This window comes from Rhizobium sp. PL01 (genome assembly GCF_033447125.1).
In the GTDB taxonomy this organism is placed as follows: Bacteria; Pseudomonadota; Alphaproteobacteria; order Rhizobiales; family Rhizobiaceae; genus Pararhizobium.
Genome location: NZ_JAWQUM010000009.1, coordinates 43,566 through 55,446 on the forward strand (window position 1 = coordinate 43,566; position 11,881 = coordinate 55,446).

General features: G+C 59.1%; 10 protein-coding genes. 5 read left to right on the forward strand and 5 right to left on the reverse strand.

All coding sequences use genetic code 11. The features are described from left to right. Positions 1 to 25: 25 nt before the first annotated feature. A complete protein-coding gene (ubiB, locus tag R6X40_RS20400; RefSeq protein ID WP_318415645.1) occupies positions 26 to 1,600 on the reverse strand; it encodes a 2-polyprenylphenol 6-hydroxylase in 1,575 nt (524 codons plus the stop codon). A 62-nt stretch (positions 1,601 to 1,662) separates the two neighbouring features. After that, a complete protein-coding gene (gene ubiE / locus R6X40_RS20405) occupies positions 1,663 to 2,439 on the reverse strand; it encodes a bifunctional demethylmenaquinone methyltransferase/2-methoxy-6-polyprenyl-1,4-benzoquinol methylase UbiE (RefSeq protein ID WP_318415646.1) in 777 nt (258 codons plus the stop codon). 190 nt (positions 2,440 to 2,629) lie between these two features. On the opposite strand from ubiE, the gene mutM reads away from it, so the two are divergent. The 3 genes from mutM to dnaA all read left to right on the forward strand — a co-directional run bounded on the left by mutM (position 2,630) and on the right by dnaA (position 6,529). After that, a complete protein-coding gene (gene mutM, locus R6X40_RS20410) occupies positions 2,630 to 3,520 on the forward strand; it encodes a bifunctional DNA-formamidopyrimidine glycosylase/DNA-(apurinic or apyrimidinic site) lyase (protein ID WP_318415647.1) in 891 nt (296 codons plus the stop codon). 203 nt (positions 3,521 to 3,723) lie between these two features. After that, positions 3,724 to 3,990 carry a 30S ribosomal protein S20 gene (rpsT, locus tag R6X40_RS20415; protein WP_318415648.1) on the forward strand — a complete coding sequence of 89 codons (267 nt, stop codon included), beginning with the start codon at positions 3,724 to 3,726 and terminating at the stop codon, positions 3,988 to 3,990. A gap of 1,087 nt (positions 3,991 to 5,077) precedes the next feature. Continuing rightward, the gene (gene dnaA / locus R6X40_RS20420; RefSeq protein WP_318416004.1) at positions 5,078 to 6,529 is read left to right on the forward strand and encodes a chromosomal replication initiator protein DnaA; all 1,452 of its coding nucleotides are present in this window, start codon (positions 5,078 to 5,080) and stop codon (positions 6,527 to 6,529) included. An 82-nt stretch (positions 6,530 to 6,611) separates the two neighbouring features. On the opposite strand, the gene R6X40_RS20425 is transcribed toward dnaA, so the two are convergent. Then, a complete protein-coding gene (locus R6X40_RS20425; protein WP_318415649.1) occupies positions 6,612 to 8,003 on the reverse strand; it encodes a M17 family metallopeptidase in 1,392 nt (463 codons plus the stop codon). A gap of 197 nt (positions 8,004 to 8,200) precedes the next feature. Between R6X40_RS20425 and R6X40_RS20430 the strand changes: the two genes are divergently transcribed. After that, positions 8,201 to 8,965: a tetratricopeptide repeat protein gene (locus R6X40_RS20430; protein ID WP_412178428.1), complete on the forward strand. Its 765-nt coding sequence runs from the start codon at positions 8,201 to 8,203 to the stop codon at positions 8,963 to 8,965. 10 nt (positions 8,966 to 8,975) lie between these two features. On the opposite strand, the gene R6X40_RS20435 is transcribed toward R6X40_RS20430, so the two are convergent. Continuing rightward, entirely contained in the window at positions 8,976 to 9,866 is an 891-nt protein-coding gene (locus R6X40_RS20435; RefSeq protein ID WP_318415651.1) for a LysR family transcriptional regulator, read from the reverse strand. A gap of 107 nt (positions 9,867 to 9,973) precedes the next feature. On the opposite strand from R6X40_RS20435, the gene R6X40_RS20440 reads away from it, so the two are divergent. Next, complete coding sequence (locus R6X40_RS20440; RefSeq protein WP_318415652.1) at positions 9,974 to 10,822, forward strand: oxidoreductase; 849 nt, start codon at positions 9,974 to 9,976, stop codon at positions 10,820 to 10,822. A 66-nt stretch (positions 10,823 to 10,888) separates the two neighbouring features. Here the strand turns inward: R6X40_RS20440 and R6X40_RS20445 are convergent, their stop codons facing one another. Further along, positions 10,889 to 11,875, reverse strand: coding sequence for a type II secretion system F family protein (locus tag R6X40_RS20445; protein ID WP_318415653.1), 987 nt, complete (start codon positions 11,873 to 11,875; stop codon positions 10,889 to 10,891). Positions 11,876 to 11,881 lie beyond the last annotated feature (6 nt).

The window sequence follows — 11,881 nt, forward strand, 5'->3', positions numbered from 1 at the left end:
AACGAACGCACGGGCGAAGGCAAGCTCAAAAAACCCGCCATGCGATGACGATCAGCGTCAGCGCAATCACCCAGAGTGCCACACGGCCCGAGCGGCTGTGCCGCGCCTCGGCCCTGCCGATAGCCTCGGCGGTCTGCGCGTCGAAACGCATGCCGTTCTCGGCCATAGCCGTGATCTCGCGCGAAAACTTTTCCGTCTTCGCGGCAATTTCGGGGGCCGCCTCGGCCAGCCTGACGGCGGCGTGAAAGGCTTCCTTGACGTCTCCCAGAATGCGTTTTGGGCCGAGATTGTCGCGGATCCAGGCGCCAACCACGGGCTCGGACGCTTTCCACATGTTGAAGCGCGGATTGAGCGTACGGGCGACGCCTTCGACGACGACCATGGTCTTCTGCAACATGACCAGCTCCGGCCGGGTCTCCATGTCGAAGAGTTCGGTGACCTCGAACAGCAGCGTCAGAAGCTTGGCCATGGAGATGGTTTCCGCCGGCTGGCCGTGGATCGGTTCGCCGATGGCACGGATTGCCTGAGCGAAGCTGGCAACATCGTGATGACCGGGCACATAGCCCGCTTCAAAATGAACATCGGCGACGCGCCGGTAATCCCTAGTGATGAAGCCATAGAGGATTTCAGCGAGGAAACGGCGTTCCTTCTTGCCGAGGCGGCCGACAATGCCGAAATCGACGGCAACGATCATGCCCTGCGGATCGACGAACAGATTGCCCTGGTGCATATCGGCGTGGAAGAAACCGTCGCGCAACGTATGGCGCAGGAAGGACTGGATCAGGGTATCGGCCAGCGCATCGAGATCGTGCCCGGCCTGGCGCAGGCCTTCGACATCCGACATCTTGGTGCCATCGACCCATTCCATCGTCACGACGTCGCGGCCGGTGCGTTCCCAATCAACCTTCGGCACCCGGAAGCCCGGATCATCCGCGGCATTCTCGCCCAGTTCTGACAGAGCGGCGGCCTCAAGCCGCAGATCCATCTCGATCTTGGTGGTCTGCTCCAGCGTCTTCGTCACCTCAACCGGCCGCAGACGGCGGGTATGGGGCAGGAAACGCTCCTGCAATCCGGCAACAAGGAACATCGCCTCCAGATCATGGGCAAAACGCTGCCGGACGCCGGGGCGGATGACCTTGACTGCAACCTTTTGCTGGACGCCATCCTTGAGCACCGTCGCAGGGTGCACCTGCGCGATCGAAGCCGCGGCGATCGGGTCGCCGAAATGGGTGTAAAGTTCGGCAACCGGACGGCCGAGAGAGGCCTCGACGGCCGCACGTGCTTCCTCTACCGGAAACGTCGCCATGCGATCCTGCAGGAAGGACAGATCCTCAGCAAAATCGGCACCAACGACATCAGGGCGGGTGGCGAGAAACTGGCCAATCTTCACATAGGATGGGCCAAGCCGTTCGATGGCCCGCGCCAGCCGGTCGCTGCGATCCTCATTTCTGGCACGGCGGCGTGCAAAAAGGCCGGCGAAGGATTGCGCGGCTTTCGGCAATGCCGGCAGGTCTTCCGACGGCAGCGCCGACACGACACCTTCGCGCACCAGAACCCAGCCTATACGGACGAGGCGAAGATAAGCTCCTGGCGTGCTCATAGCAGCTTGCCGCCGCGCCGGGGCAGCCCCTCAGAGCGCTTCACGAGAATGGACATCATGCGTCAGATCTTCCAGCCGGAATGCAGCGCGGCAATGCCGGCGGTGTAATTGGTGTAGTTGACACGCGAGAAGCCGGCCGTGGTGATCATGGCAGCGAAATCGCGCTGGTTGGGAAACTTGCGGATCGATTCCACCAGATACTGGTAGGGCTCGGCATCGCCGGTGACCATCTTTCCGAATTTCGGGATCGCGTTGAACGACCAGGCATCATAGACCTTGTCGAGCAGCGGCATCTCGACTTCGGAAAACTCCAGCACCAGCAGGCGGCCGCCGCGCTTCAGGACGCGATAGGCTTCCGACAGCGCTACGTCGATGCGCGGCACGTTGCGGATACCAAACGCGATCGTATAAGCATCGAAGGAATTGGCCTCAAAAGGCAGCTCCTCGGCATTGGCCTCGACGAACGTCAGATTGGACGACAGGCCCTTCTTCTCGGCGCGTTCGGCGCCGACGGCGAGCATGGAGCCGTTGATATCGAGTACGGTTGCATGCGCCTTGCGGTCAGACGCCTCAACGATCCGGAAGGCGATGTCGCCAGTGCCGCCGGCAACGTCGAGAACCTTGTAGTCCTCGGAGCGGCGCGGATTGAGCGACGCGATCATCGCATCCTTCCAGGCGCGGTGCAGGCCCATCGACATCACATCATTCATGATATCGTAGCGCTTGGCGACCTTGTGGAAGACATCGTTGACGAGTGCCTGTTTCTCACCCTGACCAACCTGGCGAAACCCATAGGAGGTTTCCATGCCGCCATCGGCAGAGGTGCGCTCACCAGTCATCAAGGCTTACTCCATTCAATCGCTGTTACGCCGACCATAGCGAATTCAATTCATCCACGCTATCTCTGCGGCAGATAGCGGCCTGCGGCATTCGCGCCAGTGGTTAAGACCGGTTTGCTATAGGATATGTGCGCTGCGAATGGAATTGCCAAATGGCTTCGGCCAGTTGGCGCATGGCAAGGAGACGTGAATGCCGGAACTTCCCGAGGTGGAGACTGTCAGGCGTGGCCTGACGCCCGCAATGGAAGGCGCGCTTCTGGTGCGCGCGGAGCTGCGACGTCCGGACCTGCGCTTCCCCTTCCCAGAGGACTTCGCAACACTGGTCTCAGGACGGCGGATCGTCTCGCTGGGGCGGCGGGCGAAATACCTCTTGATCGACCTTGAAGGCGGCGACGTGATCATCTCCCATCTCGGCATGTCCGGATCCTTCCGCGTCGAAGAAGGCGCCGTGTCCGGAACTCCAGGCGACTTCCACCATCCGCGTAGCAAGGATGAGAAACACGACCATGTCGTTTTTCACCTCGAAGGCCTCCAGGGGCCGTCCCGCGTCATCTACAATGATCCGCGCCGCTTTGGCTTCATGGACCTCACCACACGCGACACGCTCGCCAATCATGCCTTCATCCGCAATCTCGGCGAAGAGCCGACCGGCAACGTGCTCGATGCCGCCTATCTGGCTGCGCGTTTCGCCGGTAAGGCGCAGCCGCTGAAATCGGCGCTGCTCGACCAGAAGAATATCGCCGGCCTCGGCAATATCTACGTCTGCGAGGCATTGTGGCGCGCCGGCCTCTCGCCGCTCAGGGCCGCAGGTACGCTGGTGGATGCGAAGGGAAAACCGAAGGCGGCGCTTGAGCTTCTGACCGAGGCGATCCGGGCCGTCATCGCCGATGCCATTGCTGCCGGCGGGTCCTCGCTACGGGACCATATCCAGACAGACGGCACGCTCGGTTATTTCCAGCATTCGTTCTCCGTCTATGACCGCGAAGACGAGCCTTGCCGGACGCCCGGCTGCGGCGGGACCGTCGCCCGTGTCGTTCAGGCGGGGCGATCGACCTTCTATTGCCCGAAATGCCAGAGATAGGGCGTGTGCCCAAGGTCGCCCGCCAGCCGTGTTTTCGAAAATACCGCGTTGACGGCAGGCGTGTTTAAGGCTATATGCCGCCCACAGTTTGGAAAGCCGCTCCAAGGTTTTCCGATATTGCTCCCTACTTGCTTGGACGACAGGTCGCAGTGACCCGGCACGGCGGTAGAGAGTTTTTGTCAGATTTCGAAGAGAGACACCAAATGGCCAATACAACTTCGGCGAAAAAAGCGACCCGCAAGATCGCCCGCCGCACGGAAGTCAACAAGTCCCGCCGTTCGCGCGTTCGCGGCTTCATCCGCAAGGTCGAAGAAGCCATCGCTTCTGGCGACCAGGTTCTCGCTCAGGCAGCCCTGAAGGCAGCCCAGCCGGAACTGATGCGCGCAGCCAGCAAGGGCGTCGTGCACGCCAACACGGCATCGCGCAAGGTTTCGCGTCTCGCGAGCCGCGTAAAGTCGCTTTCGGCTTAAGCCGGCTTATTAAAATATCGTCAATGAGATAGCCCGGTCCATGACCGGGCTTTTCAGATTCAAACTTCCGGCACACAGATGGTTAATTCTTGTGCAAGTTATTATGTCATCGCAATGACAAATATTTTTCAATAAAAACAGATGGTTGCGGGAGGATACTCAGACTCACCCGCCTCTCACCAAGGCCTATTCGAGGTCTAAACGAGTCAAGAAATTTTTTATTTTTTTTGTTTTTCGCCAGCTAACATCCGGGCAAAAATTCAAAGCCCTTGATTCAAAAGCGATTCTCTTCCGCCGAGCTGCCGTCCATGCAGGACACGCTATGAGAGTCAACGCCCGGGCCTTCCGAGGTGCTAAAATTCGCGATTGATCTTGTCCCACGATCCTGCCTAAATGCCTCCACAGAAAGCGCAGGACATACCTGTGGAAAAGATGAAAAGGCAGCCTTTCAACAGGCAGCGTAGTTTCACTTAAACTTTTTGTAACGGGGTGGTTCCACAACGTTCCATCAATCAGAACAGAGCGTTTTCAGCTGTGCAATATGTTTGCCCGGAATGACACTCTGCGACTTCTGGTTGTGAACACTTGAAACTGCCAATACGCCGGACAACGCACATCGTGGCTTTTACTGCGTGGTGCCTGGACGGTGGCCGATATGCGAATGAGGACGCACTATCGGCAAACTGGCCTGCCCTTCTTTTCACGAGGGTCGGGAAGGCCGGTCAGACACGATTGGACCCGGAAAGGACGCGAGGCCTGACCGGATCCTAGAATGAACTGTGCAAGCGGGACATGCGTTTGGCTACGCCAGATGGATTTTGCACGAAACCGGACCGCAAGAGGAGGATGAGGATTCCTCTTACGGAACGGAGAGCGTTTGAATTGGGCGGCATGCCTTTGAAAAAGGGCCGCACGAGACAGACATAAAGGCTGACGCCGGCAGCAATGTCGGCGTCGCGGAATGATATTGGAAGGCGGCAATATGCTTGGTAATTCGGTGACGGCGGCGATCGTATTCGAGAATGGGGAGAATGCACGTCAGATCGCGGTAAAACAGTCTGACGCGACGACGGGAGAAAAGGGCGACATGATCCAGAGCGCGCTTTTCGAGCGGGTGAGTGCGCGTTTGAAGGCTCAGGTCGGTCCTGATGTTTTTGCCAGCTGGTTTGGCCGGTTGAAGTTGCAGTCCGTTTCCAAGAGCGTCGTACGGCTGTCCGTTCCAACGACATTCCTGAAGTCCTGGATCAACAACCGCTACCTCGACCAGATCACCAGCATTTTTCAGCTGGAAGACGCTGAAATCCTGAAGGTGGAGATCGTGGTCCGCAGCGCAACGCGCAGCACCCGGCCGGGTCTTCACGACAATGCTCCCCAGGCAAGCCAGAGCGATGTAGCCGCACCGGCCTCTTCACGCCGTTCAGCGCCGCAGACGCTCGGCCAGCATGCGGCCGCCACGGTCGGTAATCTCCAGAAGTCGCAGCCAGTCGCAGGTCCCCTGTTTGGTTCGCCGCTGGATTCACGCTACACATTCGAAAGCTTCGTCGAGGGCTCCTCGAACCGTGTCGCCCTTGCTGCCGCCAAGACGATTGCCGAAGCCGGCGCCGGCGCTGTGCGTTTCAACCCGTTGTTCATTCATTCGACGGTCGGCCTTGGCAAGACGCACCTTTTGCAGGCGATTGCCACCGCTGCGATCCAGAGTGCACGCGCACCCCGTGTCGTCTATCTGACGGCGGAATATTTCATGTGGCGTTTCGCAACAGCCATTCGCGACAACGACGCACTGTCGTTGAAGGAAACGTTGCGCAATATCGATCTTCTGGTCATCGACGACATGCAGTTCCTGCAGGGCAAGTCGATCCAGCACGAATTCTGCCATCTTCTCAATATGCTGCTCGACAGCGCCAAGCAGGTCGTCGTTGCTGCGGACCGCGCGCCATGGGAGCTGGAATCGCTTGATCCGCGGGTTCGTTCGCGTCTGCAGGGTGGCGTCGCTATCGAGATGGAAGGACCGGATTACGAGATGCGTCTCGAAATCCTCAAGCGCCGCCTCGAAGTCGTCCGTCTGGACGATGCATCGCTCGATATTCCCGCCAATATTCTGAGCCACGTCGCACGCAACATCACCGCCAGCGGCCGCGAGCTCGAAGGCGCTTTCAACCAGCTGCTTTTCCGCCTCTCGTTTGAGCCGACACTGTCGATCGAACGCGTCGATGAACTGCTCGGCCATCTGGTCAACGCCGGTGAGCCACGCCGGGTGCGTATCGAAGACATCCAGCGTGTTGTCGCCAAGCACTACAATGTGTCGCGCCAGGAACTGGTGTCCAACCGCCGCACCCGCGTCATCGTCAAACCGCGCCAGATCGCCATGTATCTGGCAAAGACCTTGACCCCCCGCTCCTTCCCGGAAATCGGCCGCCGTTTTGGCGGGCGCGATCACACCACGGTTTTGCACGCCGTGCGCAAGATCGAGGACCTGATTACCGGCGATACCAAGCTCTCGCACGAGATCGAGCTTTTGAAGCGTTTGATCAACGAATAGGCCTGAAGCCTTTCAGACCATCATTGAAAACATGCCCTTGTTCACACGAACAGGGGCATGCCTCTTTCAAGCGGCGGCCAGACTATTTCTTGCCCTTTGCGATCAGATGATACAGCGCCCGGATGGCTTGTGCCTCGCCACCGAGTGGTGAATGCGGCCGTTCAGCCGGCGCCCAGCCGAAGATGTCGAAATGCGCCCAACTCTTGGCGTTGGTCACGAAGCGTTTGAGGAACAAGGCGGCCGTGATCGACCCCGCCATGCCGCCCGAAGGCGCGTTGGTGAGGTCGGCGATACGGGCCGAGATATCCTTCTCATAGCCCTTGTAGAGCGGCATGCGCCACATCGGATCATCGACCGTCAAGCTCGATTCTGTCAGATCGTGGGCTAGGTCCTCGTCGTCGGTGTAGAAAGGTGGCAGGTCCGGTCCAAGAGCGACCCGGGCAGCGCCCGTCAGCGTCGCCATGTCGATCAGGAGATCGGTTTCTTCCTCGTCTGCGTAAGCCAGGGCATCCGCAAGGATCAGCCTGCCCTCTGCATCCGTATTGTCGATCTGCACCGTCAGACCCTTGCGGCTACGATAGATATCGCCCGGGCGGAAGGCATTGGCGGAGATCGAATTCTCGACCACCGGCACAAGCACGCGCAAATCCACCTTCAGCTTGGCGTCCATGATCATCAGGGCGAGCCCCATGACATTGGCAGCGCCGCCCATGTCTTTCTTCATCAACAGCATGGAAGCGGCAGGCTTGATATCAAGGCCGCCGGTATCGAAGCAGACGCCCTTGCCGACCAGCGTCACCTTGCGGTGACCTTTCTTGCCCCAGCGCAATTCAAGCAGGCGCGGCGCCTCGGCGCTGGCGCGGCCAACAGTGTGGATTAGCGGGAAATTCTGCTTCAGCAGATCGTCGCCCGAAACAACGGAAACCTTGGCCTTGTAATGGTCTCCCAACGACCGGAATGCCTCTTCCAGCGCATTCGGCCCCATGTCGTTGGTCGGCATGTTGATCAGGTCGCGGGCAAGAAAGATGCCTGCGAGCTGCCGTTTGATATCGGCCGCATCGGCATCGGCCGGGATCATCAATGTCGGCGCTTCCTTGACCGCAGCCTTGTAGCGGTCGAAGCTGTAGGAGCCGAGACCGTAGCCCAGCGCTAACCGGTTTGCCGTCAATGGCGCGGTCTCGATATGCCATTTTCCAGCTGGCAATGTGCGCGCGAGCTTACCCGTCAGGAACGGCGCCTCTGAAGGGTTGGCGCCCAGCCCGAACAGCGCACCACCAAGATGACCGTCCTCTGCGGGGATCAGCAGGACCGCACCGGTCTCCGCCTTGAAGCCCGCCTTCCGGGCCCAGTCGAGCGCAATCGGGTCGATGGCGCCGATATCAATATGGGCCGGCGTGACCGCGAAAATCGGCAGGGTTTTGCCACCACTGGTATTGAACGGCGACGGACGGTCGATAAATTGATAGCAGGCCATGGAAGTCCTTTGGAAGGAACGGTGCAGAATCACCCGATTAACGCTCTGTTAGGGTTAACAGATTATTGCTTGAGTGAAGATTGCGCCGATATGTTGGGGATTTGGTCCGGTGCTTGAGAAAATGCTTAGGGGCATTGGCAATGAATTCACACCGACTGACGTCTTTTTCGAGCAACCGGCTCCTGCGGGGAACCGCTATGGCTATTCTTGCGGTGACGTTGGTCAGTTGCGGCACGCAGAAGAAGGAGCTGACGACCGGCTCCATCCCCTCCGCCAATTTTTCGAAACCTGTCCAGTCGATGAATGCAACCGAACTTTCTGCAGCAGCGGAAAGCATCGGCAAGGCCTATGAGCGGAATCCGAAAGATCGCGCCGCAGGCCTGAACTACGCCAATATGCTGCGCATGACCGGCCGCAACAATCAGGCACTGGCCGTCATGCAGCAGGTGGCGATCAATTTCCCGACCGACCGCGAGGTTCTTGCCGCCTATGGGAAATCGCAGGCGGCTGCAGGTCAGCTTGAGCAGGCTCTGAGCACGATTACCCGCGCACAGACCCCCGACCGCCCGGATTGGAAACTGAAATCAGCCGAAGGCGCCATCCTTGACCAGCTCGGCCGCGCCGGCGAAGCACGCCAACGTTACCGCGAGGCGCTCGACATTCAACCGAACGAATCGTCGGTGTTGTCCAATCTCGGCATGTCGTACCTGCTGAACAAGGATTTGAAGACAGCGGAAACCTATCTGCGCTCGGCGGTCGGCCAACCCGGCGCTGACAGCAGCGTGCGTCAGAACCTGGCGCTTGCCGTCGGTCTGCAGGGACGCTTCCCCGAGGCTGAGCAAATTGCCCGCCAAGAGCTCTCGCCAGACCAGGCAGAAGCCAACGTCAAATATCTGCGCTCGATCATGTCGCAGCAAAACGCCTGGCAGAAACTGGCCAAGGACGACAAGGCCACGAACTGACGTCAGCTCCTTACCGCTTCGATTTTACGAAATCGAGGAAAGCACGGAGAGGGCCGGGCAGTTGACGGCGGCTGGGATAGTAGAGAAAAAAGCCCGGATAGTAAGGGCACCAGTCCTCCAACACGCTGATCAGCTTTCCCGCTGATATCGCCTCCGTGGCCTGACTTTCGAAGACGTAGGCCAAGCCGGCACCATCCATCGCCGCCTGCAACATCACGTCCTGATCACCAAGTGTCAGCGGCCCTTGCACGTCGATGCCGAGTTCAAGGCCACCCCGATCAAACTCCCAACGGTAGAATGCGCCGCCGGCAAACCGGTAGCGGATACAGTGATGATCCTTCAGATCGTAGGGCGTATCGGGTTTCCCGTGACGTTCGAAATGATCCGGCGAGCCGACCACAAGAAAACGATGCCGCGGGCCAATGGGCACTGCAATCATGTCGGCCGCGATCATCTCGCCAAACCGGACACCGGCATCGAAGCCGCCCGAGACCATATCCACCAAGGCATCGTCGATGACAATCTCGACCTCGACCGCAGGGTGAGCCTTGAGAAACCGAGCGACGATCGGCAGAAGCACGAGTTTTGCGGCAGCGCGTGGAGCGTTGATCCGGAGCTTGCCCAAGGGTTGCCCCCGGAAAGCGTCAAGCTCCTCCAGCGCAGCATCGATATCGAGAAAGGCCGGGCGCACCCGATCAAGCAACCGTTCGCCCGCTTCCGTCAGACCGACACCACGTGTGGTCCTATTCACCAGCCGGACATCCAATCTCTCCTCAATCGCCCGCAACGCATGGCTGAGCGCCGACGCCGTTACGCCAAGATCGACCGCCGCCTTACGAAAGCTGCGATGCTCCGCAATCGCCAGAAACACAGACAGATCGGCAGAGCGAAGGCGGCGCATTAATGAAAATTCCTCACTGATCTATAGAATAGAAAGTAGCTTATCTCATTTATCGCTCTTGGCTAGCTTGGTCCTGCAAGTAAATTCAACGACGAAAGGAAGACGTCATGCGTGTATGGTTCATCACAGGTGCCTCCCGCGGTTTCGGTGCCCTCATCACACAAGAAGCCCTCAATGCAGGCGATGCGGTCGTCGCGACTGCTCGCAATCCGCAAACGATCATTGACCGGTTCGGCAACCATCCGAACCTTCTTGCCGTCTCTCTCGACGTCACCAACGAGACCCAGGCGTTCGCTGCGGCAGAACAGGCCGTCAAGCGGTTCGGTCACATCGACATCCTGCTCAACAACGCTGGCTACGGCCTGCTCGGCGCCGTTGAAGAGGCGACGGCTGCGGAAGTCGAAAAACTCTATGCGACCAATGTCTTCGGACTGTTGAACGTCACACGGGCGGTGCTGCCACACATGCGCCGTCAACGCTCCGGTCATGTGCTCAACATCTCGTCGATTGGCGGTTATACTGGATTCCCGGGATGGGGTGTCTACGGTTCAACAAAGTTTGCGATCGAAGGTCTTTCGGAATCACTGGCAGTCGAAGTGAAGCCGTTGGGGATCAACGTCACCGTCGTTGAACCTGGTTTCTTCCGCACGGACTTCCTTGATGAGGCCTCCCTCGCCATTAGCCCGAGTTCAATAGCGGATTATGAGCAAACACCCGCCGGAGCGATGCGCGACTTTGCCGCTGGAAAGAACCATGGCCAACCCGGAGACCCCGCCCGGTTCGCCAAGGCGATGATCATGCTCGCCAGCGCCGAAAATCCACCGTTGCGCATGCCTTTCGGCACCGACGCGATTGCCGCGATTGAGGCGAAGAATGCCAGTGTTGCAAAGGAACTGGCCGATTGGCGCGACCTTGGTGCCTCGACGGACTTTCCGGCAGAAACCACCGCTGCATAAGCGCCAGGCAACAGGCACCACCGCAGCCGTCGCAGCGGTGGTGCCTGAAATCCCATGGGAGAGCCCCTAGAATTTGTCGGAAACCTGGATACCAGCGGGACCGAGGATGACGGCGATCAGGACCGGCAGGAAGAACAGGATCATCGGCACGGTGAGCTTTGGCGGCAGGGCTGCAGCCTTCTTTTCCGCTTCATTCATACGCTGGTCGCGGCTTTCCTGGGCGAGTACACGCAGAGCCTGCGCGATCGGCGTGCCATATCGGTCCGCCTGATTGAGCGCCTGCACCACCGACTTCACATCGTCGAGCCCGGTCCTGGTACCGAGATTTTCCAGCGCGACACGCCGCTCCGGTAGAAATGACAGTTCCGCAGTGGTCAGGACCAGTTCTTCAGCAAGAGGCGCCGACTGCTCGGCAATTTCATCGGCCACGCGCCGCATGGCAAGTTCCATCGAAACACCGGATTCCACGCAGATCAACAGCAGATCAAGTGCATTCGGCCACGCCCTGCGGATTGAATGCTGGCGTTTGGATACGGCATTGGAGATAAAGATATTGGGCGCATAGAAGCCGAGATAGCCACAGCAAATGACAGCCAGGACCCGCATCATAAAAGGCTTTTCCGCGAGGTAGCCCAGAAAGAAAATGTAAAAAGCGCCGACTGCGAGGAACAAAAATGGAAGACAAAAGCGCGCCACGAGAAACATATTGAGCGCGTTTTGAGACCGATAGCCAGCCGACTTCAGCCGATTGACCGTTTTCTCATCCACAAGAGCCTGACGCAAGTTGAGTTTCTCGACAAGCTGCCGGACCGACGTGTTGTTCTGCGCCCTCAACGAGGCCTTGCCACCGCTGATCTCGGCGTTGAGACGCACACGCTCACGTGCCCGGATCACATCCCGCTCCGTAGCGACGGACTTCATCCGCTTTTCCAGATTTCCCCGCTCCAGGAAGGGGACGGCCAGCGAATAGAAGGTCGCCAGCACCGCCACCGCCGCCAGGAAGGCAACGATAACGTTCGGGTTTGTCAAGCTGTTGATCATGCCCTCGCTCATGCCGGC

Bases quoted from the DNA above. Each gene is read 5' to 3' on its own strand.
- ubiE (WP_318415646.1), bottom strand. From the start codon at position 2,439: ATGACTGGTGAGCGCACCTCTGCCGATGGCGGCATGGAAACCTCCTAT.
- ubiB (WP_318415645.1), bottom strand. From the start codon at position 1,600: ATGAGCACGCCAGGAGCTTATCTTCGCCTCGTCCGTATAGGCTGGGTT.
- R6X40_RS20430 (WP_412178428.1), top strand. From the start codon at position 8,201: ATGGCTATTCTTGCGGTGACGTTGGTCAGTTGCGGCACGCAGAAGAAG.
- R6X40_RS20435 (WP_318415651.1), bottom strand. From the start codon at position 9,866: ATGCGCCGCCTTCGCTCTGCCGATCTGTCTGTGTTTCTGGCGATTGCG.
- R6X40_RS20445 (WP_318415653.1), bottom strand. From the start codon at position 11,875: ATGAGCGAGGGCATGATCAACAGCTTGACAAACCCGAACGTTATCGTT.
- mutM (WP_318415647.1), top strand. From the start codon at position 2,630: ATGCCGGAACTTCCCGAGGTGGAGACTGTCAGGCGTGGCCTGACGCCC.
- rpsT (WP_318415648.1), top strand. From the start codon at position 3,724: ATGGCCAATACAACTTCGGCGAAAAAAGCGACCCGCAAGATCGCCCGC.
- R6X40_RS20425 (WP_318415649.1), bottom strand. From the start codon at position 8,003: ATGGCCTGCTATCAATTTATCGACCGTCCGTCGCCGTTCAATACCAGT.
- R6X40_RS20440 (WP_318415652.1), top strand. From the start codon at position 9,974: ATGCGTGTATGGTTCATCACAGGTGCCTCCCGCGGTTTCGGTGCCCTC.
- dnaA (WP_318416004.1), top strand. From the start codon at position 5,078: ATGATCCAGAGCGCGCTTTTCGAGCGGGTGAGTGCGCGTTTGAAGGCT.